Source organism: Sedimenticola thiotaurini (genome assembly GCF_001007875.1).
Classification (GTDB): domain Bacteria; phylum Pseudomonadota; class Gammaproteobacteria; order Chromatiales; family Chromatiaceae; genus Sedimenticola; species Sedimenticola thiotaurini.
On record NZ_CP011412.1, the window covers coordinates 3067697 to 3092771 of the forward strand.

Here is a 25075-nt window from a genome sequence, read left to right on the forward strand (position 1 = left end):
TGTCAGGGTCATCTGCCGAGTGCGGCGGGTGAGACCGTTATTATAGCCGATCGGAGGGGGTGCTTTGTAGTGCCGTGGCGGCTTTTTCAGCGGCCGCCAGGCGTTGCCGGGTCACCCAGCCGGCACCCATGAACAGCCGGTAGAGCAGCGGTACCACGAACAGGGTTAACACCGTGGAGACCGCCAGGCCCCAGACAATGGCGGTGGCTACCGGCCCCCACATCAGGGAGGCACCCCCCAGCCCGGTGGCCAGAGAGAAGAGCCCGGCGATTGTGGTCAGCGAGGTGATCAGAATCGGGATTACCCGGCGGCGTGCTGCATACAGGGTGGCGTGCAGCACACTCATGCCCCGTTCCAGCCGCTCGTTGGCGGCGGAGATCAGCACAATCGCCGCATTGACCGCGATCCCGGCCAGGGCCACCACGCCGTACAGGGTGAACAGGCTCAGCGGGTTGTCGGTAATCATCAGTCCGATCACCACGCCGGTAAAGGCCATGGGGACAGTGGCCAGGATCATTAGCGGCTGGAAGTAGCTTTTGAACTGGGTGCCGAGAATCAGGTACATCAGGCCAATGCCGAACAGGAACAGCACCGCGATGGCATCCACGCTCTCCTGGATGTCATCCACCTCACCGGAGAAGTCCAGATCGATGCTGGGGTAGCGTTCGACGATCCGGTCCCACGCCTCCTGAATCTGCCGGTTGGCGGTCACCGTGTCTGTCTGCTGCTTGTCCAGGTCCGCCTCCACGGTGATAGTGCGGCGGAAGTTGTAGTGGCGGATACTGTTGTTGCTGGGGCCGGTGCTACTGTGTACCAGCTCCTTGAGGGCGATGCGTCCACCGTCTGGCAGGGGCAAGGTGTAGTTGCCCGGTTCGTCGATCGTGCTGAGGGTGCGCGGCAGGGCCCGTACCCGCACCTCCAGCTCTTCGCCCTGGTCCTGCATCTGGCTGACGATCTCCCCATCCACCAGCAGCCGCAGGGTGCGGGTCACTTCGGCCGGACTGATGCCGGCACGGCGGGCGGCGTCCTGGTTTACCCGCAGCGCCAGTTCCATCTGACCCTGGCTGTCGTCGTCAGTGATGTCCCGCACGGCCGGGTTCTGTTGCAGGATGGATTTCAACTCCCCGACCGCTGCCCGGATGGTGTCGATGTCGTCGCCGCGCACCTTGACCTGGATCGGTTTCGAGGTGGGCGGACCGCCGGCCAGGCGCAGGAAGGAGATCTTGTCCGGGCCGGAGGTGGATTCGATATCGGCGCGCATCGACTCGATCATCTCATCCACGCTGCGCAGCTGGTCGGTCTTCGGGTTGAGCGCCACCAGTATCTGCCCGTAGTGATCGCCGAAGAAGGGGGCGGTCTCGGTGAACAGCTGGCCGGCGTAGCTGAGGATGTTGCGTGTCTCGCCCGGCTGGATGTGTTGGCGAATCTTCCGCTCCACCTGCAGCACCTTGTCCCGGGTGATATCCAGCGGGGTGCCGGCGGGCATCTCCAGGCTGACATAGAAGAGCCGGATCGGATCGGTGGCGAAGAAGTCGATCTTCACCAGCCCGCTGGCGGTGGCGCCGAGTGCCGCTGCAAACATCAGCAGCACCGCCAGCAGGATGGTTTTTGGCCAGTGCAGGGCGCGAATGAGCAACTTGGTGTATTTGATGCGGATCCAGTGCAGTGCCTCGACGCGCCAGCGCTGGATGCGGGACGGGTTTTCAAAATGCACATTGGCCCCGAGCATATGGGCCGGCAGCATCCAGTAGGCCTCGATCAGGCTGATGGCCAGAGCGATGGTCACCACCAGGGGGATAATCAGCATGAACTTGCCCAGGATGCCGGGTAGCAGCATCAAAGGCATAAACGCGGCCATGGTGGTGAGGACGGCGGTGGTGACCGGAGCGACCACTTCTCGCAGCGCATCCAGGGTGGCGGGCAGCACTGCCATGCCCCGCTGCAGCCGGTAGTAGATCGACTCCACCACCACCACGGCGTCATCCACCAGCATGCCCAGGCTGATCACCACCCCCAGCAGTACAATGACATTGAGGGTCTGGTCCAGGGCGTTGAGCACCAGGAAAGTGCCGGCCAGGATGAACGGGATACCGATGGTGGTGAGCAGGGAGATGCGTCCGCCAAGGAACAGCCAGGCCACGAACAGCACCATGATCAGGCCCAGCAGGGCGTTGGTCTGCATGATGTTGAGGGCGTTGCGGGTGATCTCGGTCTGGTCGTCGATCAACACCACTTCCACACCGGTCCGGTCCTGGAAGCGGTTGCGCTCGTTGGCGTACTGGGTGATCTCCTGCACCAGTTCCAGGGTGTTGGCGCTCTCTTTCTTGGTGATCGCCAGCATCACCGCCGGCCGCCCCTGGTAGAACACCGCCTTGTCCTGCTTCTCCCGTCCACGCACCACCTGGGCCAGGTCACCCAGGGGCACCTCGCCGGTGACACCCGCTACCGGCAGGGCGGCCAGGTAACCGGGATCGCTGTCCTGGCCGATGATCCGTACCAGCCAGTTCTGGTCGTTCACCCGGGCGCTGCCGGCGGCCAGATCCTGAAAACTGCGGGTGACCGTATCCGCCAGCTGTGTGGGGGTGATACCGGCGGCTTCGAGCCGTTCCGGATAGAAGTTGATCTGCAGTTCCGGATCCCGCAGGGCGGTGTCCAGTATGCGATCGACCCCCTTGATGCGCTCCAGATCCTTCTTGATGTTCTCCGCCTGGCGGCGCAGGTTCTCATCATCTGCCGGCCCCACCACGGCCAGAGTGGCGCTGGGGAAGGCGTTGGCGGTGGTGATCTCGAACACAAATGGCGTGGTGGCGTTTTCCGGCAGTTCATCCTCCGCGTTCTGTACCTCGCGGCGCAGATCGGCGACCCGCTTGTCGAACACCTCGGGTTTGATGTCCTCGAACCGCACCAGGATGCTGGAGATACTCTCCCGGCTGACGCTGGAGACGAACTTGATATCCGATATGGTGCGGATCTGTTTCTCCAGCACTTCGGTGACCCGCTTTTCCACATCCGCCGCTGCCGCGCCTGGTAGTACGGTGGTGATATCGATCCAGTTGAAATTGATGCTGGGGTCCTGCTCCCGGGGCATCAGGTTGTAGGAGAGAAAACCGATCACCAGTACCAGCCCGAAGGTCAGGTTGGCCAGTACATGATTATTGAAAAAGCGTCCCAGCATGTGCTTGCTTGTTCCTAATCGGTCAGTTTAATGGCACTGCCATCGGACAGCGCCTGGCGTCCCTCGATGACCAGGCGGGTATCCGCCGGCAGATCCACCGGGGTCGGATGGCCCTCCAGGGCTCCCGGTAAAGGGATGAAGCGGGCTTTGCCCTGCTCCAGGGTAAACAGGCCCAGGGTGTCGCCCCGTCGTACCGGCAGGTCCGCCGGCACATAGGTCTGCTGTGACTGCCACAGCAGGCGCCCGCTGCTGCCCGGCATGGCCCGTTCTGCAACGAACTGGAGCCGTACCTCCCGGTTGCGACCCAGGGATTCCACCACCGGGACGACCCGGCGCAGCTTGACCGGAAAGACCCCCTGGTTGCTCTCCAGCACGATGGATGTGGCCTTTTCCAGGGAGCTGACAAGATCCACAGATACCTGGGCCGATATCTCCAGGCGTTGCAGGTCGATCAGGTGGATCAGCGGCTGTCCCGGGTTGACCCACTCGCCTTCACCGGCTAGCCGCTCCCGGACCACACCGGCGAAGGGGGCGCGGATCTCACAGCGTTGCCGGTTCAGCCGTGCCTCGGCAATGGCCGTCTGCTGAGCCTGTTGATCCGCCTGTGCGATACGCAGCTCGGCCTCCTGCTGGTTGAGTCGCTCCTCGGAGATGCTATTGCTTTTATGCAGGGATCGGGTCCGGGTCAGCTGCCTTTGGGCCAGGGTCAGCCGGGCCTGGGCACTGGCCAGAGCCGCCTCAGCACGCTGCAGTTTGAGTTGGTTGTCACGACAATCCAGTGAGGTCAGCAGCTCACCCTGCTGGACCCGGTCGCCCACCTGTACCGGGATTTTTAACAGGGTTCCGCTGGTCTCGGCGCTGATGCGGCTGTCGTTCAGGCTGAGGGTGGTGGCCGGGGCGGAATAGTGCTGGTGGACGGCAATCTCCGCCAGGGATGCGGTAGTGACCTGCACTGGCCGATCCGCCGCCATGCCGGGCAGGGTGGTAAGGATCAGAAGCGTGCACCACAGGCGGGCGCGGGTTGTGCGGCTGTTTTGCATAGTTGATTCGGGTCCTTTGCTGAATCGATGTTCCGCCACTCCGGACTGCTACGGGCCGATGAGCGCCAGTCTATAAACTGTAGCTTGTGTGGTCTTGTCTGAATGTTACATAGCGCCCTGCACAGACCAACTGATACTGCCGATATATGACCGGCCCCAGCATGCCCAGTGGTGCTGGCCACTACCTAACGGTTGCTGGCTCAGCGGTGTGGTGATGGCGTCACCGGGCCGGGCAATATATCCGCTCGTTGCCGGTTGGTACAAACGTTTTTACAGGGCGTCGGTTACGTAAATCTGTTAATCTTGCCTCCGCTTTCCGCCTACCGATGTTACCAGGATTCCAGGCCATGAATTTTGCCCCGCTGCGATTGAAGAAAAACGAAGACCGACGTCTGCGTGCCGGCCACTGCTGGATCTACAGCAACGAGATCGATACCGCCATTACACCGTTGAAAAGCCTGCAGCCGGGCCAGCCGGTGGAGGTTTTCAGTGACCGGGGGAAACTGCTCGGTACCGGCTATGTCAATCCCCACTCCCTGATCAGCGTGCGACTGGTGAGTCGTGATCATCGGCATCCGCTCAGCGGGTCGCTCATTGTACATCGTTTGAAAGTGGCCCTGAGCCTGCGGGAACGGCTCTATGCCAAACCGTTCTATCGGCTGTTGTTCGGGGAAAGCGACGGGCTGCCGGGATTGGTGATCGACCGGTTCGATGACTACCTGGTGATCCAGATCACCACCGCGGGTATGGAGCGCCTCAAGGATGAGATTCTGGCGGCGGTTGTAAAGGTGTTGCGTCCCGCCGGTGTGCTGTTCCGCAATGATTCACCGGCCCGGGAGCTGGAGGGGCTGGATTGTTACGTGGAGGATGCCCTGGGTGGGTGGCCGGAGATGCTCACCCTGGAGGAGCACGGCGTGCGCTTCAATCTGCCCGGCGAGGCGGGCCAGAAGACCGGCTGGTTTTTCGATCAGGCGGCCAATCGGGGGCGCATGATCCCCTATATAAAAGACAAGCGAGTACTGGATGTGTGCAGTTATGTCGGTGCCTGGGGAGTGCAGGCGGCCGTCAAGGGGGCCTCGGAGGTGATCTGCGTGGATGCTTCCAGTGCCGCACTGGATACGGTGGATCTGAATGCCCGGGAGAACGGGGTGACGGAACAGGTGGCCGGGTTGCACGGGGATGCGTTTGAAGCCCTCAAGGAGTTGCGCCAGGCCCACGAGCGGTTTGATGTGGTGCTGGTGGATCCGCCCGCCTTTATCAAGCGCAAGAAGGATACCAAGGAGGGGGTGCTTGCCTATCGGCGTCTGAATCAACTGGCACTGCAGGTGTTGAACAGGGACGGTATCCTGGTCTCATCCTCCTGTTCGCACCATATGGGTGCAGAAGCGTTGCTACATGAGATTCAGCAGGCTGCTCGTCATACAGACCGGTCACTCCAATTGCTGGAGCGGGGCTTCCAGGCGCCGGATCATCCGGTTCATCCGGCGATTCCCGAAACTGCTTACCTGAAGGCTTTCTATCTGCGGGTGTTGCCCAGTTTCTAGGGGTGGCGGGACAGGCACATCCCGGTGTTCTGCAGTACACCGGGATGTGCAACTCTTTCACCCCTTCGGGGCATTCTCCAGGATTTCCCGTTGAATCCGCGATTTGTGGGGCTCGGGCATGGCGTGCCATGCCTCGGCAACCGCTATCGCATCAGGTGGAAGTGATGCTGCCAGCTCATCACCAAACATAAGCCATGCCGGATTGACATCCAGTACGGCTGCAATCTGATCTATCTTGCGGGGACGGAGGCTCTTGCCGTTTTCAATCTTTTGAATCACGGCCTGATTTGTCCCGGCCCGTACCGCTAGCTGTTCTTGTGTCCAGCCTTTTTCCTGGCGTCTGAAGCGCATCCGTTGACCCAGATTCCCGGGGTTTTGGGGATTCTCATTAGTCATTTTCTTCAACCTGTCGTTAGTCCAAATTTGAGTATAGCTCCCGATCGGGTGGCCGATTGAAATTCTTGGGTCTTTTTTTCAGACCCCGTCATTTCTTCGCAGCCATGCCGGGGTGCAGGGGCATGGCCGACCAACAGATCAATTACTGCAGAATTGTCTTGTGCTACTGGGAACAATCCTGAGTATTCAGGAGCACCAGTTACAAATGCGTGTAGTCCTGGCACATCGATGAAATATCAACGAATACAGTTACTGACACTAAGGATCATCTTTCTCTATGAGAAAAATCATCCTTGGCGTAAGCATACCCATTTTTCCTAAAGCTGTCCCCGTGTCAGAAGAAGAAAATTTTACTTTTTCCAGGTAACTGTGCCACTGGTTTGTGTAACCCTTGATTCGGTTCGCAGTTCCCGTCATGGATGGAGCTGTAATTTGAATCGCTGTTTGGCAATGCCGTGTTTGAGGTCTTGCGCCTCAATCTCGACCTGGGAGATGCCGCTCGGGATGGCCAGGGTGAGTCCGCGGGTGAAGGGTTGTTCGTTAACATGGGGATGGTACAGTGTGCGCTCACCCAGCAGGGTGCCGTCGGGGGCGAATACCCGCCAGGCGTTGGCATAGTGGTCCCAGCCGGTGTCGTTATGACGCAGTGTGACCTGGATATGGTAGCGGTTTCCATCGACCCGGTTGGCAGTGGCGTTGATAATCTCCACATCACCGGCGATTGATATAACCGGTAATAACCAGAGTGACACGAGTATCAGGATTTGACGCATATCTGTTGACTCCATAAAGGTGATGGCAGGGTTGCTGCTGTAAGTAGCTGGACCCCGGCCGCCGCGGAAAATTCCCTTTTGCTCTGACTCCAACTACTCACTAAGATAGCGCCCTATGTTGACTTACCCAAATATTGATCCGGTTCTGGTGTCATTCGGACCGGTGGCGGTGCACTGGTACGGGGTCATGTATCTGATCGGTTTCTCGGCCGGCTGGTGGCTGGGCCGGTTGCGTGCTGCCCGACCCGGGTCCGGCTGGCGTGTGGAGCAGGTGGATGATCTGGTGTTCTATATCGCGCTGGGTGTGGTACTGGGTGGTCGGATCGGTTACACCCTGTTTTATGGCTTCGACGAATTCCTGCGGGACCCGCTTTCGCTGCTGCGCATCTGGCAGGGCGGCATGTCGTTCCATGGCGGTCTGCTGGGGGTGCTGGTGGCCATGGGGCTGTTCGGACGCCGTCACGACAAGGGCTTTTTCCAGAGCACCGATTTTATCGCACCGCTGATTCCCATCGGCCTGGGAGCGGGGCGTGTCGGTAACTTTATCAATGGCGAGTTGTGGGGTGCGCCGACCTCGGTACCCTGGGCCATGCAGGTCTCCTGCGAGCGCTTCGTGTCCCTCTGTGCAGACAAGTTGCAGTTGCCGCCGGGCACCCTGATGACACCACCACTGCATCCCAATCAGCTCTACGAAGCGCTGCTGGAGGGGGTGGTGATGTTCACCATTCTGTGGCTGTTCTCCGCCCGGCCGCGACCCGCCATGGCGGTATCCGGTCTGTTCCTGGTCTGTTACGGTGTGTTCCGCTTCGGCATCGAGTTCGTTCGCATGCCGGATGTTCAGCTGGGCTACCTGGCGTTTGGATGGGTAACCATGGGTCAGTTGTTGACCTTGCCCATGTTGCTGGCCGGCGCCATTCTGATCTGGCTGGCCTATCGCCGCCGCACAACAACGGGTTGAATTATGCGTCAATATCTCGATCTCATGGGCCATGTTCTGGAGAACGGCACCCGCAAGGAGGACCGCACCGGCACCGGTACACTGAGTGTGTTCGGCTACCAGATGCGCTTTGACCTGGCGGACGGTTTTCCCCTGGTCACCACCAAAAAACTCCACCTGCGCTCGATCATCCATGAGCTGCTCTGGTTCCTTAAGGGGGAGACCAATATCCGTTATCTGAAGGAGAACGGGGTCAGCATCTGGGATGAGTGGGCCGATGAGAACGGTGACCTGGGGCCGGTCTACGGTGCCCAGTGGCGCTCCTGGCCGACCCCCGACGGCGGGCATATCGACCAGATCGCCCAGCTGGTGGAGCAGATCCGTAACAATCCCGATTCCCGGCGTCTGCTGGTGAGCGCCTGGAACCCGGCCGAGGTGGAGCAGATGGCACTGCCGCCCTGTCACTGCCTGTTCCAGTTCTACGTGGCGGAGGGCCGGCTCTCCTGTCAGCTCTACCAGCGCAGTGCGGATATTTTTCTCGGTGTACCCTTCAATATCGCCTCCTACGCCCTGCTGACCCTGATGATGGCCCAGGTGACCGGGCTGCAACCGGGCGAGTTTATCCACACCTTTGGTGACGCCCATCTCTACTCCAATCACCTGGAGCAGGTGGCGACCCAGCTGGCCCGCACACCCTATCCACTGCCCCGCATGCAGCTCAACCCGGAGGTCAGTTCGCTGTTCGATTTTGTCTACGACGATTTCACCCTGCAGCAGTACGAGTGCCATCCCCACATCAAGGCGCCGGTGGCGGTGTGAGGCGATGATCCGGGTACAACTGCCGGGATTTTTGCAGATGGCTGAACTAAAGCCCGGGACCTGGACGTGGTATGCTCCTCCGCCATGAAGCAGCAACCAACCCTTTCCCTCATCGCCGCCATGGACGAGAATCGGGTGATCGGTAGTGACAACCGGTTACCCTGGCGCCTGCCGGCGGATCTGCAACACTTCAAGCGCCTGACCATGGGCAAGCCCATGGTGATGGGGCGCAAGACCTGGGAGTCCCTGCCCGGCCTGTTACCGGGCCGCACCCATATCGTGATCACGGCCAACCCGACCTACCAGGCGGCGGGCTGTCTGCTGGTGCACTCCATTGAGCAGGCACTGGCGGCGGCCGGTGAGGTGGATGAGATCATGGTGGTAGGTGGCGCCAATCTCTATCGCCAACTGCTGCCCCGGGCGGATCGCCTCTACCTGACCCTGGTGCATACCCGGGTGTCCGGGGATGCCTGGTTTCCGGATTATCAGGCCGATGAATGGCGTGAAACCGCCCGGGAGGACCATGCCGCCGATGAGCGCAATCCGTTCGCCTACAGCTTTCTGACCCTGCAGCGGGTGCGCTGAGGCCCCCGCCCGGGGTGGTGCATCAACGGCCGTCCAGCAGGCGGCCGATGCCGCCCAGAGCTGAGCCTTCACCCCGGTCGCTGCCGCCAGCGGAGGGGGCGTGGGAGAGAATCCGGTCGGCCATGCGGGAGAAGGGCAGGCTCTGCAGCCAGACGGTGCCCCGGCCGCGCAGGGTGGCCAGGAACAGTCCTTCACCACCGAATACCATGGATTTCAGGTTGCCGGCACGTTCGATGTCGTAGTCGATCTGACCACTGAACCCCACCAGGCAGCCGCTGTCCACCCGCAAGGTTTCGCCGTTCAGCTGTTTCTCTATGATAGTGCCGCCGGCCTGGATAAAGGCCATGCCATCGCCCTCCAGGGTCTGCAGAATGAATCCTTCGCCGCCGAACAGGCCGACACCGATCTTGCGATTGAAGGTGATATCGATCTTGGTGCCCAGGGCAGCGCAGAGAAAGGCGTCCTTCTGACAGGTCACTTTTTCCCCATGGGCCGCCATGTCGAGGGGGATGATATTGCCCGGGTAGGGGGCAGAGAAAGCGACGCGCCGTTTACCCACGCCCTGATTGGAGAAGTGGGTGGTGAAGAGCGACTCGCCGCTGACCATCCGTTTGCCGGCGGTGAAGAGCTTGCCCATGAAGCCCTGTTCCGGTTCGGAACCGTCGCCCATGCGGGTCTCAAAGGTGATGCCATCTTCCATGTAGGTCATGGCGCCGGCTTCCGCCACCACGATCTCACCCGGATCAAGCTCCACCTCCACCAGCTGCATCTCGGATCCGATAATTTCATAATCAATTTCATGACAGCGCATGACCAACTCCTTGATTGTGTCGGGTTGTTTTTGTCAGTCCGGTAAGTTTTCAGGGTTTCTTGTAGCCACTGCAGTTGATCTGCACAGGGCGTGGCGGCTTCTCCCGGCGAACCTGCAGTGCAGTCAGTTTGCCACCCCACAGGCAACCGCTGTCCAGGCACCAGCAGTTGTCACTGGTGTAGTAACCGAGCGTCGACCAGTGGCCGAACAGGATACGGTCTTTACGGGTGGCCCGTCCGGGGACGGCAAACCAGGGGTAGAGGTCCGATGCCTGGTGGCCAGGGGAGCGCTTCTCTTTCAGTGCAAGATTGCCCTGGCTGTCGCAGAAACGGAGGCGGGTAAAGCAGTTGATGATGAAGCGGTAACGCTCCATCTTTTGCAGATCGTCCGACCAACGGCGGGGCTCATTGCCGTACATCTGCAGGCAGAGGTCCCGGAATCCGTCCCCCCGCAGTGCGGCTTCCACCTCGGCCGCCCGTTGTAGCGCCGTGGCCAGGTCCCACTGGGGTGGCAAGCCGGCGTGAACCATGCTGTATCCCCGGTCGTCACAGTGGTACATCAGGGGGCGGTGACGCAGCCACTCCAGCAGTTCGTCCCGATCCTTCGCCTTCAGGACCTCCCCCAGGGTGTGATCTTTCTCGGCATGTTTCATGTTGCCCTGGGACATGGCCAGCAGGTGCAGGTCGTGGTTGCCCAGCACCACCCGGGCGCCATCGCCCAGCTTCATGACGAAGCGCAGAGTCTTCAGAGAGTCGGGGCCGCGGTTGACCAGGTCGCCGGCGAACCAGAGGGTATCCCGGTCCGGGTTATACTTGATCTCTTTCAGCAGCTGCATCAGCTCTCGGTAGCAGCCTTGTACATCACCAATGGCATACAGCGCCATATCAGAATCCACCGTTTATTGAAGTTCAGCCAGTTGTCGATCGTGCAGCCTCCCCAGCAGCAGTTGGGAAAGCAGCGCGCCGGTAAGTGCCAGGAACATGTCCCACTGGGTATCCCAGACATCGCCCTGGGTGCCGAGAAAGGCCGATGAGGCCTGCTCGCTGATCAGGGCGGTCCACCATTCGATCATTTCATAAAAGGCGGAGAAGGCCAGACAGATACTGGTCACTGTCAGCAGCAACCAACCATCCCGCACCAGCGGCGAGCATCGTAGCAAAATCTCCCGGGCCAGTATGGCGGGGATAAAGCCCTGGGCCAGATGGCCAACCCGGTCATAGTGGTTGCGTGACAGCTCAAGCGTATCACGTAACCAGTTGAACAGGGGAACCTCGGCGTAAGTGTAGTAGCCACCGATAATCAGAATCACCCCATGCAGCGCCAGCAAACGGTAGAGCAGTGGTGTCAGGGGGAATGTGCGACGGGTGCCTATGACCAGGGCAACTCCCAGCATCACCGGTACGGTCTCCAGGAACCAGGTGAGCCTGTCGGCTACCGGGTCGATGGCACTGAACAGCAGGAACAGGATAACCAGGGCCAGCAGTATGGCCGGTTCATTCGGGGTGGCTCGCTTCATCCAGACAACCCGGGTGCGGGCCACTAGTGCAGCATGTGGGGTAGCGCCAGGGAGAAGGGGGCGATGATGGCTTCGAACTGTTCGCCGGAATCCGTCTCCATCTGGTAGCTGCCCTGCATGGTGCCTACCGGCGTGGGTAAGGTGGTGCCACTGGTGTAGCTGAAATCCTCGCCGGGACGCAGTAGTGGTTGTTGTCCCACCACTCCCTCGCCGAACACCTCCTGCACGCCGCCGTTGGCATCGGTGATCAACCAGTGACGGCTGATCAGTCGGGCCGTGCTCTGACCGGTGTTGCGTATGGTGATACTGTAGGCGAATACGTAGTGAGACTCGGCCGGTTTGGACTGCTCTTCGACATAGGCTGTACGCACATCCACTTCAATACTGTTTTGTGCTGGCTTGCTCATGGGCTGGTATGTGGCTCGATTGCGGGTATGGTTTGATTTTATCTGAAAAGCGCAGAGTGTGGGATAATTATGACCGCTTCAGATAATAGTGGGTCGGTCGCTGAATAGATTATTCCGGATACTGTCCAGTGAGCTGAAACCAGAGGATGGCGTGCATGAACAAACGATCTCTATTCCTACTGCTGTGGCTGTTGAGTCTGACGGCCTGGGCGGCGGATGCCGATCAGTTGCTGCTGGCGGCCGCCGGGCTCGGTCAGGTTCAGCAGGTGCAGGCGTTGCTGGCCCAGGGAGCGGATGCCAATGCCAGGAACGGAGCCGGACGGCCGGCGCTGGTGCTGGCAGCGTTTAATGGCAACGTCCGTACTCTCAAGGCATTGCTGGCGGCTGGCGCTGATGTCAACGCGGTGGACAGTGCCGGCAACAGCGCCCTGATGGAGGCGGCCGCCTTCGGCCATGTGGAGGCGGTGACACTGCTGCTGCAAGCGGGCGCCGATGCCACTCTGAAGAACAAGTCAGGCATGGGGGCGCAGCAGCGGGCTGCGCTGGGCAAATATTCCGAAGTGACCCGTCTGCTGGAGGAGGCATCCAGTGCCGCAGAGGATGATGATTGAGGCCAGTCCTGACAGTTACCATCCGATAAGTCAGTTTTTTTCAGCTGATTGATTCGCCCTGCCTGATCAGGGTCACTCCCAGGGCGATCTGCCCCGCCTGGTTGCCCTGAAAGATGCCATGGCTTGCCCAGATGGTTTAGAATTGGCCGGGTTTTTGGTTCGCGGCCTCATGCCGGGACTGTTCTGGATTCAATCTGGGTGATCAATGAGCAAAAAATTACGTGTGGGCGTCGTTGGAGTTGGCTATCTGGGGCGTTTCCACGCCCTGATCTATTCCAGGATGGACAATGTGGAGCTGGTCGGTGTGGTGGACATCGATGCGGAGGCCGCTGCCCGGGTGGCTGACGAGTGTGGCTGCCCCGCCTTTGCAAACAGCAGTGATCTGCTGGGGAAGGTGGATGCGGTCAGTATCGTGGTACCCACCACGGCCCATCTGGAAGAGGCGCGGCAGTTCCTGCAGGCCGGTGTGCACATGCTGCTGGAGAAGCCCATCGCCTCCACGGTCAAGGAGGGCGCGGAAATCGTCCGGTTGGCGGAGGAGGCCGGTGTTATACTGCAGATCGGTCACCTGGAACGCTTCAATGCCGGCGTAATGGCGCTGGCGGAACGGATCAACCGCCCCCGCTTTATTGAAGCCCACCGCATGGGTGGCTTTGTAGAGCGTGCCACCGACGTGGATGTGGTGTCGGATCTGATGATCCACGATATCGATATCATTCTCTCCCTGGTGAAATCGGAAATCACCGCCATCTCCGCAGTCGGGACACCGGTCCTCACTCCCCATGTGGATATCGCCAATGCACGACTTGAGTTCGCCAACGGTACCGTGGCCAATGTGATCGCCAGCCGGGTATCGGAGAAGCGCATGCGACGTATCCGGGTGTTCGAGGAGAACCGCTACGAATCGCTCGATTTTATTGATCAGCGTATCGAGACCGCCTACCCCAAACCCCGTCCCGGTGAAGCCTGGCCGGAAGTGGTGGTTGAGCGTCTGGATATCGAACCGGTCAAACCGCTGGATGCGGAACTGGCGGCTTTCGCCGACAGCGTACTGACCGGCAAGGCACCCCTGGTGGATGGCCGTGTGGGGCTGGAGGCGCTGGAAGTGGCCATGCGGGTCAAGAATGAAATCATGGGACGCCTCGCCAACTGATCCGGCTGCCCCATTGACAACAGCTGGGCCAGCGGTGGCTACACTCACTCTTTATTTCGCTACAGAAATCGGAAACCACAATGACACAACAAGCAACCCCCCAGGGAGTACCCTACCTTAGTCTGCAGCAGGAATTCAGTTCGCTGCAGGAGGAGTGGTTCAGTCGCATCGAATCGATTGGTGCCAGCGGGGCCTTCATCCTCGGTCCCAATGTGCGCGCTTTCGAGCAGGAGGCGGCGGCCTATGTGGGGAGCGAATTTGCCGTGGCGGTGGCCAACGGTACCGATGCGCTGGTGCTTTCACTGCGTGCCCTGGATATCGGTCCCGGTGATGAGGTGATCACTTCACCGTTCACCTTCTTCGCCACTGCCGAGGCGATCTCGGTAGTGGGTGCCACGCCGGTGTTTGCTGACATCGATGAGGCAAGTTTCAATCTCGATCCGGCCAGCGTGGCAGCCAGAATCAATGGCCATACCAAGGCCATTCTGCCGGTACATATTTTTGGTAACCCGGCGGACATGGCGGCTCTGCGGCAGTTGGCAGAGCAGCATGGCCTGAAACTTATCGAAGATGCCGCCCAGGCCTTTGGTGCCCGCTCTGGAACGGCCACCGTGGGCAGCCTGGGTGATACCGGCTGTTTCAGCTTCTATCCCACCAAGGTGCTGGGTTGCTATGGTGACGGTGGGCTGATCACCACCCGTGATGAGACCGTTCGGGATCGCCTGCTGAAGTTGCGCAACCACGGTGCTACGGCGCCCTTTACCCATGATGAGCTGGGCTACAATTCGCGGCTGGATGAAGTACAGGCCGCGCTGTTGCGTATCAAACTGGAGAAGCTGGAACAGGATATCGCTGCCCGTTCCCAGGTGGCGGATTGGTATGATGCGCGACTTTCCAGCCTGGATCTGGTCACACCCCGGCGTCCCGCCGACGGGCGTCACGCCTTCAATCTGTATACCATTCGCCATCCCCGGCGTGACGCCCTGCGGGCGCACCTGAATGAGCACAAGATCGGCAATAGTCAATGCTATCCGCTGGGGCTGCATCTGCAGCAGATCTATGCCGAACTCGGTTATCGTCCCGGGGATCTGCCGGTGGTGGATCGAGTGTGTGGTGAGACGCTCTCCTTACCTATTTTTCCGGCCATGACCGAGGAACAGGTGGATACGGTTTGTCAGCGGGTGGCGGAGATCTGAAGCCGGAGCAGGCCGGCCGCAGCCTGCGGCCGGCTATGTGGTCTGTATGGACGGGTGAGCTTAATCGTCATCCACGTCGATATCGATATCCAGGTCGTCATCCAGAACCGCATCATCAATCCCATCTTCCAGTTCCGGTTTGACGCTATCGGCGGTGGCCTGTGGGGTCAGTTCCACCTGCTTGAGGCGCATGGAGGCGCGCGGCGTGAACTCCTTTTTGGCCTTCTTGTAGCCGGCATTCAGGGAACTGATCAGGTCCGATTCATGTTCACCGAGATCCCGCAACTTCTTTTCCACAATAGCGGCCTGGAATTCCAGGATCTTGTCCCGGTTGAGCGAGTAGAGGTAAACGGTATTCGCATTGCCTGTTTCCAAGCTCGGGTCCCGCAGGACCGGTGAGCTTTTTTTACCCGCTTCCAGATAGCCGTGCCAATAGTTCGTTTTACTCATGTATTCCCCGCATTATCTGATCGCGTTCCTTCCGGAATCGCCTGATTACCGACAATGATCCTCCGGCCAGCCAGGGCTCTGGGGGACCGGAAACGGCCTGATATTATTTTAAAAGCGGGGTTTCGACAATAGTTTCCACGGGCAAAATTGGCCACGCCTGAACGGTCCCGGATTGTCTCCTGAAGGGGGCTCCGGAAACCCGCCCGGGCAGTTGCCAGGGAGGGCTAATACTCCTGCAGAACCAGGTCGCTGAAGAGTGCGTTTCGTTCCTGATCAGAGGCGGCTTCCACTGCGCTATCCACCACTTCCCGGGTCAGGTGAGCGGCGAACAGCTGGATGAAATCATAGTGGTATGAGCGCAGAAACAGGCCGGGGCGGAAACCGAGCCGGGTGGTGCTGGGGGGAAACAGTGCGGTGGCGTCCAGGGAACAGAGATCCTGGTCCTGATCAGGATCGTAGGCCATTCTGGCCAGGATGCCGATGCCGATACCCAGGCGGACGTAGGTCTTGATCACATCCGCATCTGTTGCGGTAAACACCACCTTCGGCTCCAGATCCTGCTTACGGAATGCCTTGTCCAGTTGGGAACGCCCGGTGAAGCCGAACACATAGGTGACGATGGGGAACTGTGCGACCGCCTCCAGGGTCAGCGGTGCCACTGCTCTTAACGGATGGTCACTGGGGGTGATGATGGTGCGATTCCAGTGATAGCAGGGCATCATGATCAGGTTGCCAAAATCCGCTGTTGCTTCCGTGGCGATGGCGAAGTCAGCGCCGCCGCCGGCGGCCAACTCCGAAATCTGTTCCGGGTTGCCCTGGTGCATCTGCAGATCCACCTCCGGGTAGCGTTCCCGGAACGCCTTGATCACCGGCGGCAGGACATAACGGGCCTGAGTGTGGGTGGTGGCGATGGAGAGACTGCCGGAACGGGGATCACTGAACTCACTGGCCACATCGCGTATCGCATCCACCTCCCCCAGCACCGCCTCGGCATGGCTGATAATCGCCTTGCCCGCATCGGTTATACCGGTCAGCTGGCGGCCGGTGCGCTCGAAAATGGTCACGCCCAGCTCCTCTTCCAGCAGGCGGATCTGTTTGCTGATGCCGGGTTGGGACGTGAACAGACGCTCGGCCGCCGCGGTGATGTTCAGATCGTTCTGGGCCACTGCCAGCAGAAAACGGAGCTGTTGTAGTTTCATAGTGGGCCTAATATATAGAGTGATTCCTATTACTGTTATATTAATCAACTATTTCTATAGACGTAAAAGTTATTTTGATGTATTGTCTCGCCGCGCTATAGTTTTTTGCAAGCAGGACCGGGTGAAACAGACGTTTTCCCCCGATCCCGGAAACTACTTACCTTGCAGGAAACAGGATCAATGGGCGCATTACCAATTGTTAAGGATTCCGACAGTGTGGGTTCGCCACTCGCCGGACTCGTTTTTGATGAGAATGGTTATCTGTGTGATTCCGCATACTGGGATAACCGGGTGGCAGAGCAACTTGCGCTGCAGGAAGGGATCGGTTTCCTGAGTGCGGCCCACTGGCGGGTGATCCGCTTTGTGCGTGACCGCTATTTGCGCCTTGGAGCCATACCGCCCATGCGGCGGATCTGCCGCAGCAGTGAACTCTCCAGGAGCGAGGTGAAGCGGTTGTTCGGTGGTTGTCTGCAGGTCTGGCGTATTGCCGGACTGCCCAATCCCGGCGAAGAAGCCAGGGCTTACCTGGGATAGTCCATAATTCTCTGGCCGGTTGCACACCGGCCACGCCGCTATGTGGCGGCCTCAGTTTTAAGGGTGCGCCCTTTTACCGAGTTATACCTCCCTTAGCCCGGTTCGCCGGGCCTTTTTTTGTCCACTGGAATCAGGGCGCGCCGGCCCCTGGGGTCAATTCACCGCGGCAGTGGTCAGTTCCAGGGCGGCTTTGATGGCCGCCTGCAGGCTGCCGATGTCAGCCTTGCCGGTGCCGGCCAGGTCAAGGGCGGTGCCGTGATCCACCGAGGTGCGGATGATCGGCAGACCGAGGGTGATGTTGACCGCGTTGCCGAATCCCAGGTGTTTCAGTACCGGCAAGCCCTGATCGTGGTACATCGCCAGCACAGCGTCGGCCCGCTCCAGGTAGGGCGGTGTGAAGAGCGTATCGGCCGGTAACGGACCCTCCAGGCGCATCCCGGTCTGACGGAGTTGTTCCAGCACCGGGCTGATGATCTCAATCTCCTCTCTACCAAGATGCCCGCCCTCGCCGGCGTGGGGATTGAGTCCGCAGACCAGTATGTTGGGATCGGGAATGCCAAAACGCCGAGCCAGGTCCCGGTGCAGGATGGTGATTACCTGCTCCAGTAAGGTGGTATTTATGGCCGCGCTGACATCCTTCAGCGGCAGGTGGGTGGTGGCCAGGGCAACCCGCAGGCCAGGGCAGGCCAGCATCATGACCGGGTAGGCGTCGGTAAGTTGGGCCAGAAACTCGGTATGGCCAGAGAAAGGGATGCCCGCGTCATTGATCACTCCCTTGTGGATCGGGCCGGTGACCAGGCCGCTGAACGTCCCCTCCAGGCAACCCCGGGTGGCCAGGGTGAGGGTCTCCAGCACATAGGTGGCATTGGCCGGATTCAGAACGCCCGCCTGGGCAGCTGCGCCCAGTTCCACCGGCAGTACACTCAGGTGTCCCGCATCCCGGCTTGCCGAAGTTCCGGGTTCATAGTGCTCGATTTTGATCGGTAGTGACAGTCGTGCCGCACGCTCTGTCAGCAGTTCCGGTGAGCCCACCGCTACAACGGAATAGTCCCGCGCCTGCTGTGCCAGCTGGATGCAGATATCAGGGCCGATTCCGCCGGGCTCCCCCGGTGTGAGTGCGAGTGGGCGCGGTATATCCAATCGGGTTACTCCTCAGGAGTCGCTGATACGGATGTCGATGAAGGCTTCATCCCGGAGACGGCGCAGATAGAGCTCACTCTCTTCAGCGGCCTTGCGGTCGCTGATCGCCTTGCGGGCCTCGGCTTTCTGGACCTCGGTGGTACTGTCATGCTGGCGCCGTTCCAGTAGTTGGGCCAGATGCCAGCCGAACTCGGTGCGGAACGGCTGGGTCAGCTCTCCTGGGGAGAGCTTGGCAATCTCTTCCTCAAAGCGGGGCAGCAGCGCGCCTGGAGTGATCCAGCCCAGGTCACCGCCCTTGATGGCGGAGGATTTGTCATCCGAGTGGGAGCGGGCCAGGGCGCTGAAGTCATCACCACCCAGGATGCGCAGACGCAGTTGCTCCAGGCGCGTGCGGGCATCTTCATTGGAGGTGATCTCGTTGGTGCTGATCAGGATATGCCGGACATGGCTCTGGGTGACAATCTTGCGATCACCTCCCTTGTAGTCCTGCAGCTTGATGATATGAAAGCCACTGGCGGTGCGGATCGGGTCACTGATTTCGCCCCGTTCCATGTTGATCACCAGGTCGACAAAGATGGTGGGCAGCTGATCGGCCGGTCGCCAGCCCAGATCACCCCCCTCCAGGGCCTGACGACCGTCGGACTTGGTGATAGCCATGTCGGCAAAGTCTGCACCTTCACGCAAGGATTGGACGATCGACTCGGCCTGCTGACGGGCGCGCTCAAGTTGGTCGGGCGAAGCCGCTTCCGGAGTGGCAATCAGGATATGTTGCAGGTGGTAGGCGGAGCGATCTCCCAGGTTGCTGGCCTGGCGCGCGAGATAGGTCTCCACCTCCTGGTCGGTCACCCGGATACGCCGGCGTACCTCCTGCTCCAACAGCCGTTGCAGGGTGATCTCCTCCTTGATGTTCTTGCGGAAACTGCGGAAGCTGAGGCCACTCTCTTCCAGTGTTTGCCGGAATTCAGACAGGTTCAGGTTGTTGCGCCTGGCAATGTTATTAATGGCCTGGGCCACAATATCTTCGCTGACATTGATCCCCGCCCGGCTGGCGGCTTCCAGCTGCAGCTTTTTCAGAATCAGCCGTCCAAGTACCTGTCTTTCAATATCGGACTGGGGAGGGAGGCGCTGTCCCTGCTGGCGTAACTGGGTGACTATTTTTCTGATCTCGTCGTCCAGTTCGCTGCGGACGATGATGTCATCGTTGACCACGGCGACGATTTCATCGACCGGCTCTATCTGCTGGCTTTGGGCAACGAGGGGAGATCCCAGTGAAATGATCAGGCCGAGGAGTAGCACTCCCAGACGGTTCGGAAAGTTTAGTCTAGTGGTCATGTATGTATTAGTCAGTTGTAAGTGCGGTAACCGAGGATGCCCCGTTCCAGGAATTCATCAATTCTATCACCCAGACTGGTCAGACCCTTCAGTTCCAGTTGCAGGAACAGGGCGAGATTGCCCTCAGCGTTGGCATCGGAACGGTAGTCACGCACGATAAAGCGACTGATCCAGCAGCAGTTTTCATATTCGATACCGGCAAAGGTTTCCATACTCTGTTTGTACAGCAGTGAGTAGTTCCAGCGGCCCACCGCGTGCAGTTTGTGGGTGATCGGCCAACGGCCGGAGAGATCGGTCTGTTCAATGGAGCCGTCGGTGAAGCGGTAGGTCAGATTCAGGGCACGTTGCCTGTCGTCCTGGTAATGGAGCCCAAAGGCCTTTTTCTCTGTGGCGTTGACATCCGCATGGGGGTTCCATTGAATCCCTGCCTTGGCCCGCCAGTTACGACTCAGCTTGCCGGCAACCTCCGCCACAATGGATGAACTGTCGTCACTGTAGGTGGTGGTGCTGGAAGTGAGTCCTACTTCCCGGTCCCTGAAGTAGAATATCTGACCGATACTGGCGCGGAAGAGTTCCTCGCCGGTCTCAGCGCTCAGGCCCCGGGTGGTGATGGCGGTGGTCAGCTGGTTGGCATCCCCCACCTTATCGACACCGCTGAAACGGTTCTCCCGGAACAGGTTGGCGAAACTGAAATCCAGCTCTGCGGTATCGAAATCGGGTAGCGCGCTCTGATCCTCTTCCGGGGTGTAGAGGTAGAACAGGCGGGGTTCCAGGGTGTGGGTGATGGCGTTGCCAAACCAGCTGCTGCTGCGATCGAAATAGAGTCCGCCATCCAGACTGAAGGTCGGCAAGGTGCGATCGGGGCTATCACTCAATCCGGCTGTCTGGTTCTCCAGGTTGTAGCGGGTGTAGCGGAGCGCGGCCTTGGGCGTCAGGAAGCCCCAGGGGCGCCGCAGGGGCAGGCTGACTGCGGGTCGCAGATCGATTCGCTCCCCCTTAACGACAGTATCCGAGCTGTGGCCGAAGCTGACATACTCACTGCGCAGGTGGTAAGTGAGTCCCAGCGCCTGGTTCGGTTTCTCCAGGTTGAGCAGCAGTTGCGGCAGCCGGCTGTAGGGACGGTTGTTAACGGCGATGGTATCGTCGATAGTCTGGTAATACTGAACGCGGCCAAGCAGGTTCCAGCCGTTGCCATAGTAGCGCAGATCCCCGCGCCGCTCCTGGTGTTTGGCGCTGGTGGTGGCCAGGCTGTCACCCAGGTCATCGATATAGTCGTTGTCCGACACGTAATTGAGATCGATATCGTAACTCCAGCGTGGCGCCGGTGTTCCGTTCAGGAGCATGTTGACGGCGCCCCGGGTGTCGTTTTCCCCCACCTCCCGCTCGCTGTCGCTGGGCAACAGTTCCGCGCGGATCTCCCCCTGGTGTCCCTCTGTCAGATAGCGGAATTCCCCGCCCAGCAGAATGCCCCGTTTGCTCAGGATGCGCGGGGTAAAGGTGGCATCCATATTGGGGGAGATATTGAAATAGTAGGGTATCGACAGGTCGGCCCCGGAGTTTTCAGAGCTGCCGATGGTGGGGGGCAGGAAGCCGGATTTACGCCGGTCATCGATCGGGAAGCTGACGTAAGGAAAATAGATAAAAGGTACGCCCTTGAAGCGCAACTTGGCGTTGCGGGCCACACCGACTCCGGTCGATCGATCAAGTTCAAGCTCTTCGGACTCCACCTGCCAGCCGTTGTTCCCCGGTGGACAGGTGGTGTAACGGACATCCTGATAGTGGGATTGATCTTCGTTTAAAATCTCGACGCTGCTGGCGGTACCCCGTGCCACCGGCTCGGTCAGGCGAAACTCGGTCTGTTTTGCCGCCCCCTGTTTGGAGAGCAGGTTGTAGTGCAGGCTGTCGCCCATGACCCGCAGCCCGGGCTGCTCCAGATAGACATTACCCATGGCGTCCAGCGAGTTGGCGTCTTTCAGGTAAATGGCACGATCCGCTTCCAGACGGGAACTGCCCTGTTCAATCAGCACATTGCCGTAAAATTCGGCACGGTTATTACGACGGTAAAGGTCGGCCCCATCCGCCACGATGCGGGTATCTTCATTCGTAACCGGCCTGGGCGCGTCGTCGTCACTGCGGTCGATTGTGCCGCACTGGTTCCAGTTCAGACCCTGGTCAATACGTGCCATTTCCGGTTGATGGGCGGCAGCCTGGCTGTCGCGGGACTGGTCGGTAACGGCTGGTTCGGCCATCGGCTCGGGTTCGGCCATCGGCTCGGGTTCAGCCATTGGTTCGGGTTCAGCCATTGGTTCGGGTTCAGCCATCGGCTCGGGTTCGGCCATCGGCTCGGGTTCGGCCATCGGCTCGGGTTCAGCCATTGGCTCGGGTTCAGCCATTGGCTCGGGTTCAGCCATTGGCTCGGGTTCAGCCATCGGCTCGGGCTCGGGCTCGGCCATCGGCTCGGGCTCGGCCATCGGCTCGGGCTCGGCCATCGGCTCGGGCTCGGCCATCGGCTCGGCTTCAGTAGTGGCTTCCGGGTCGCTCTCCGCCGCAGGTGTAACTGCCGTGGCGGGTTCTGCAGCGGGCTCTTCCAGTGCCTGCGTAACTGCCCCATCAGGGCTGGTTTCGGATTTGGTGACGGCCCCCGTGCCGGGTGTCTGGGGTTCGGCTTTCTTCTGGATAACCGGTTCGGTCGGAACCGGCTGGCCATCCTGAAAACACTCCCAGCCGCCGTCCCTGCTGATACGACAGTCCCATTTCGAAGCGGCTTGGGCGGCTGGAGCCAACAGCAATCCACTGATGGCTAGCGGTAGCATCCTTCTCATTCCAGGCACGGCAACACTCTGATTGTTCTTAAGATTGGTCGGGTTGGCACGGGCGCTGTCCGCCTGATCGTACCCTGTACCGCTCCCTGGCGGCCCGCTTCGGCCTCTGTTGTGCGAGAAGCCATGGCAACGACCGCATAAAATCGCATAGAATCGCCTATTCTTCAATGGCCGCAACCGCCTCAACATGGCGCCCGATGCATCGGGCTGGATGGGATGGAGGGCCTGCAGCAGTATGGAACCGGTAATGCCGAAAAGAGAACAGGCCCTGACCCAGTGGCTGACGGGAGAGGTTGGACTTCAGAATATCCATGTGGAACCGGCCTCGGATGATGCCAGCTTTCGGCGCTATTTTCGCGTCACCCTGAGCGATGGCAGTACCCGGATTGCCATGGATGCCCCACCTGAACGGGAGGATTGCGGGCCGTTTCTGCGTATCGCTGAACAGTTGGGTGCAATCGGTCTGCATGTGCCCACTATCCACGCCGCTGACCCGCAGCAGGGTTTTGTCCTGCTGGAGGATCTGGGTTCAGTCCATTATCTTGATCAGTTGAATGACGCCAGTGCTGACCGGCTCTACGGGGATGCATTGGGGGCCCTGGCGATCATTCAGTCGGTGGGGCCTTGTGAGGGCCTGCCGCTCTACGACGAAGCGTTGCTGCGGCAGGAGATGGCACTGTTTCCGGATTGGCTGCTGACCCGGCATCTCGGCCTGGATCTGGATGCCGCTGAGCGGGCCATGTTGACCGGCTGCTTTGACCGGTTGGTGGAGAACGCCCTGGAGCAGCCCCGGGTCTGTGTTCACCGGGACTACCACAGCCGCAATCTGCTGGTCAGCCCGTCACCAACACCGGGGATTATCGATTTCCAGGATGCGGTGGTGGGGCCGGTCACCTATGACCTGGTGTCGCTGCTGAAGGACTGTTATATCGCCTGGCCGGTGTCGCAGGTCCAGGCCTGGGCCATGGGTTACTTTGAACTGGCGGTGCAGTCGGGGATCCTGCGGGCCGAGCATGAGGCGCGGTTTCTGCGCTGGTTTGACCTGATGGGGGTGCAGCGCCATCTCAAGGCGAGCGGCATATTTGCCCGACTCAATCACCGTGATGGCAAGTCTGGGTACCTGGTGGAGATCCCCCGGACCCTGGGCTATATCGTGGAAGTGGCCGGTCGCTACCCGGAGCTGGCCGGCCTGGGTGAGCTGATCGGGCAGCGGGTGCTGCCGCGGCTCTAGCTGAACCCGACGGTTGTCGGCTGGGCACGACTTCCGTGCCCAACCTGCCGGGAACCATCCGGGTTGAAGATCACTCCTGTTCCCGGGCCACTGCCCGATAACCGATATCAGTACGGTAGTAGACCTTGTCCCAATCAATCCGTCTGGCCAGCGAGTAAGCCCGGGCCTGGGCTTCCGCCACACTCTCGCCCAGGGCGGTTGCGCAGAGCACCCGGCCGCCGGCGGTGACTATCTCGCCATCTTTTTCCGCCGTGCCGGCATGGAATACCTTTTCACCCTCGGTGGGCTGGCTCGGCAGGCCGCTGATCACATCGCCTTTTTTATAGCTGTCGGGATAACCACCGGCAGCCAGCACCACCCCCAGGGCGGCACGCTCATCCCAGACGGTCTTTTGGGTATCGAGCTTGCCCTCCAGGGCGGCCAGGCAGTGTTCCACCAGATCCGATTTCATCCGCAACATGATGGGCTGGGTCTCCGGATCACCGAAGCGACAGTTGTACTCCAGCACCTTGGGGGTGCCGTTGGCGTCGATCATGACGCCGGCGTAGAGGAAGCCGGTATAGGGGAGTCCCTCGGCCGCCATACCTGCGACGGTTGGTCGGATCACCTGCTCCATGATCCGTTCATGCATCAGTGGGGTAACCACCGGTGCCGGGGAGTAGGCGCCCATGCCACCGGTATTGGGGCCCCGGTCGCCGTTATCCCGCGCTTTGTGGTCCTGGGAGCTGGCCATGGGCAGAATGTGCTGGCCATCCACCATCACGATGAAGCTGGCCTCCTCCCCACTCAGGAACTCCTCGATCACCACCCGGTGTCCCGCCTCGCCAAAGCTGTTGCCCGCCAGCATGTCGCGCACGGTCTCCTCGGCCATGCCCATCTCGTGGGCTATGATCACGCCCTTGCCGGCCGCCAGGCCATCCGCCTTGATCACAATCGGCACGCCTACCTGGTGCAGGTACTCCAGGGCCTGGTCCACGTCGGTGAAGTTGCCGTAGGCAGCGGTGGGAATCTGGTGGCGCGCCAGGAAGTCCTTGGTGAAGGCCTTGGAGCCCTCCAGCTGGGCGGCGCCCTGGGTCGGGCCAAAACACTTCAGGCCGGCGGCGTTGAATGCGTCCACCACCCCCAGCACCAGGGGGGCTTCCGGGCCGACGATAGTCAGGCCGACGCGGTTTTCCCGGGCGAACTGGACCAGCTTGTCGATCTCTTCGACACCGATCGGTACATTCTCCATGGACGGCTCCAGTGCGGTGCCCGCGTTACCCGGTGCCAGGAAAATCTTATCCGCCAGGGGAGATTGGGCAGCCTTCCATGCCAGTGCATGTTCGCGACCACCGCCGCCGATAATCAGGATGTTCATGTGCGTTTAACCTGCCTGCTAACTAAATGGGTAGAGATGGGTGCGTC

23 protein-coding genes are annotated in these 25075 nt (G+C 60.2%); 9 read left to right on the plus strand and 14 right to left on the minus strand.

The features are described from left to right. Positions 1 to 40: 40 nt before the first annotated feature. Both AAY24_RS14060 and AAY24_RS14065 read right to left on the minus strand, forming a co-directional pair. The gene (locus tag AAY24_RS14060) at positions 41 to 3175 is read right to left on the minus strand and encodes an efflux RND transporter permease subunit (RefSeq protein WP_063370466.1); all 3135 of its coding nucleotides are present in this window, start codon (positions 3173 to 3175) and stop codon (positions 41 to 43) included. Positions 3176 to 3189: 14 nt separating this feature from the next. Then, positions 3190 to 4215 carry an efflux RND transporter periplasmic adaptor subunit gene (locus AAY24_RS14065; RefSeq protein WP_046860232.1) on the minus strand — a complete coding sequence of 342 codons (1026 nt, stop codon included), beginning with the start codon at positions 4213 to 4215 and terminating at the stop codon, positions 3190 to 3192. 347 nt (positions 4216 to 4562) lie between these two features. On the opposite strand from AAY24_RS14065, the gene AAY24_RS14070 reads away from it, so the two are divergent. Next, positions 4563 to 5759: a class I SAM-dependent rRNA methyltransferase gene (locus AAY24_RS14070; RefSeq protein ID WP_046860233.1), complete on the plus strand. Its 1197-nt coding sequence runs from the start codon at positions 4563 to 4565 to the stop codon at positions 5757 to 5759. 57 nt (positions 5760 to 5816) lie between these two features. Here the strand turns inward: AAY24_RS14070 and AAY24_RS14075 are convergent, their stop codons facing one another. Beyond that, entirely contained in the window at positions 5817 to 6110 is a 294-nt protein-coding gene (locus tag AAY24_RS14075) for a helix-turn-helix domain-containing protein (RefSeq protein ID WP_199930385.1), read from the minus strand. 458 nt (positions 6111 to 6568) lie between these two features. Then, a complete protein-coding gene (locus AAY24_RS14080; RefSeq protein WP_046860235.1) occupies positions 6569 to 6928 on the minus strand; it encodes a hypothetical protein in 360 nt (119 codons plus the stop codon). Between the two features lie 115 nt (positions 6929 to 7043). On the opposite strand from AAY24_RS14080, the gene lgt reads away from it, so the two are divergent. From lgt to folA, 3 genes are all read left to right on the plus strand, one after another. Continuing rightward, the gene (lgt, locus tag AAY24_RS14085; RefSeq protein WP_046860236.1) at positions 7044 to 7886 is read left to right on the plus strand and encodes a prolipoprotein diacylglyceryl transferase; all 843 of its coding nucleotides are present in this window, start codon (positions 7044 to 7046) and stop codon (positions 7884 to 7886) included. A 3-nt stretch (positions 7887 to 7889) separates the two neighbouring features. Further along, positions 7890 to 8684, plus strand: a complete 795-nt coding sequence (locus AAY24_RS14090; protein WP_046860237.1) for a thymidylate synthase — start codon at positions 7890 to 7892, stop codon at positions 8682 to 8684. Between the two features lie 84 nt (positions 8685 to 8768). Then, on the plus strand, positions 8769 to 9269 hold the full coding sequence (gene folA / locus AAY24_RS14095; RefSeq protein WP_046860238.1) for a type 3 dihydrofolate reductase: 501 nt from the start codon (positions 8769 to 8771) through the stop codon (positions 9267 to 9269). A gap of 22 nt (positions 9270 to 9291) precedes the next feature. Here folA and AAY24_RS14100 read toward each other — a convergent pair whose 3' ends face one another. From AAY24_RS14100 to apaG, 4 genes are read right to left on the minus strand one after another with little or no spacing between them, the layout of a single operon-like run. Continuing rightward, on the minus strand, positions 9292 to 10080 hold the full coding sequence (locus AAY24_RS14100) for a TIGR00266 family protein (protein WP_046860239.1): 789 nt from the start codon (positions 10078 to 10080) through the stop codon (positions 9292 to 9294). Positions 10081 to 10129: 49 nt separating this feature from the next. Then, the gene (locus AAY24_RS14105) at positions 10130 to 10963 is read right to left on the minus strand and encodes a symmetrical bis(5'-nucleosyl)-tetraphosphatase (protein ID WP_046860240.1); all 834 of its coding nucleotides are present in this window, start codon (positions 10961 to 10963) and stop codon (positions 10130 to 10132) included. Between the two features lie 15 nt (positions 10964 to 10978). Beyond that, positions 10979 to 11596, minus strand: coding sequence for a DUF2238 domain-containing protein (locus tag AAY24_RS14110; RefSeq protein ID WP_046861329.1), 618 nt, complete (start codon positions 11594 to 11596; stop codon positions 10979 to 10981). 23 nt (positions 11597 to 11619) lie between these two features. Continuing rightward, a complete protein-coding gene (apaG, locus tag AAY24_RS14115) occupies positions 11620 to 12003 on the minus strand; it encodes a Co2+/Mg2+ efflux protein ApaG (protein ID WP_046860241.1) in 384 nt (127 codons plus the stop codon). Positions 12004 to 12158: 155 nt separating this feature from the next. On the opposite strand from apaG, the gene AAY24_RS14120 reads away from it, so the two are divergent. The 3 genes from AAY24_RS14120 (at position 12159) to AAY24_RS14130 (ending at position 14963) form a co-directional block, all read left to right on the plus strand. Then, positions 12159 to 12614, plus strand: coding sequence for an ankyrin repeat domain-containing protein (locus tag AAY24_RS14120; protein WP_046860242.1), 456 nt, complete (start codon positions 12159 to 12161; stop codon positions 12612 to 12614). A gap of 205 nt (positions 12615 to 12819) precedes the next feature. Further along, entirely contained in the window at positions 12820 to 13767 is a 948-nt protein-coding gene (locus AAY24_RS14125; RefSeq protein ID WP_046860243.1) for a Gfo/Idh/MocA family protein, read from the plus strand. A gap of 80 nt (positions 13768 to 13847) precedes the next feature. Further along, a complete protein-coding gene (locus AAY24_RS14130; protein ID WP_046860244.1) occupies positions 13848 to 14963 on the plus strand; it encodes a DegT/DnrJ/EryC1/StrS family aminotransferase in 1116 nt (371 codons plus the stop codon). A 60-nt stretch (positions 14964 to 15023) separates the two neighbouring features. Here the strand turns inward: AAY24_RS14130 and AAY24_RS14135 are convergent, their stop codons facing one another. Both AAY24_RS14135 and cysB read right to left on the minus strand, forming a co-directional pair. Next, entirely contained in the window at positions 15024 to 15413 is a 390-nt protein-coding gene (locus AAY24_RS14135) for a hypothetical protein (protein WP_046860245.1), read from the minus strand. 224 nt (positions 15414 to 15637) lie between these two features. Beyond that, positions 15638 to 16612 (minus strand): HTH-type transcriptional regulator CysB, encoded by a 975-nt coding sequence (gene cysB / locus AAY24_RS14140; RefSeq protein WP_046860246.1) that lies wholly within the window; start codon positions 16610 to 16612, stop codon positions 15638 to 15640. 180 nt (positions 16613 to 16792) lie between these two features. Here cysB and AAY24_RS14145 point away from each other — a divergent pair, with 180 nt between their 5' ends. Continuing rightward, a complete protein-coding gene (locus AAY24_RS14145; protein ID WP_046860247.1) occupies positions 16793 to 17146 on the plus strand; it encodes a TusE/DsrC/DsvC family sulfur relay protein in 354 nt (117 codons plus the stop codon). Between the two features lie 153 nt (positions 17147 to 17299). On the opposite strand, the gene pdxA is transcribed toward AAY24_RS14145, so the two are convergent. Genes pdxA through AAY24_RS14160 form a run of 3 tightly spaced genes read right to left on the minus strand, consistent with a single transcriptional unit; the run spans position 17300 to position 22431 of the window. Continuing rightward, a complete protein-coding gene (pdxA, locus tag AAY24_RS14150; RefSeq protein WP_046860248.1) occupies positions 17300 to 18286 on the minus strand; it encodes a 4-hydroxythreonine-4-phosphate dehydrogenase PdxA in 987 nt (328 codons plus the stop codon). 12 nt (positions 18287 to 18298) lie between these two features. Then, the gene (locus AAY24_RS14155; protein ID WP_052761254.1) at positions 18299 to 19618 is read right to left on the minus strand and encodes a peptidylprolyl isomerase; all 1320 of its coding nucleotides are present in this window, start codon (positions 19616 to 19618) and stop codon (positions 18299 to 18301) included. Between the two features lie 11 nt (positions 19619 to 19629). Next, on the minus strand, positions 19630 to 22431 hold the full coding sequence (locus tag AAY24_RS14160) for an LPS-assembly protein LptD (protein WP_052761255.1): 2802 nt from the start codon (positions 22429 to 22431) through the stop codon (positions 19630 to 19632). Positions 22432 to 22687: 256 nt separating this feature from the next. Here AAY24_RS14160 and AAY24_RS14170 point away from each other — a divergent pair, with 256 nt between their 5' ends. Then, positions 22688 to 23671: an aminoglycoside phosphotransferase family protein gene (locus tag AAY24_RS14170; RefSeq protein ID WP_046861333.1), complete on the plus strand. Its 984-nt coding sequence runs from the start codon at positions 22688 to 22690 to the stop codon at positions 23669 to 23671. 70 nt (positions 23672 to 23741) lie between these two features. Here AAY24_RS14170 and purD read toward each other — a convergent pair whose 3' ends face one another. Continuing rightward, positions 23742 to 25028 carry a phosphoribosylamine--glycine ligase gene (gene purD / locus AAY24_RS14175; RefSeq protein WP_046860249.1) on the minus strand — a complete coding sequence of 429 codons (1287 nt, stop codon included), beginning with the start codon at positions 25026 to 25028 and terminating at the stop codon, positions 23742 to 23744. Positions 25029 to 25075: the final 47 nt, after the last annotated feature.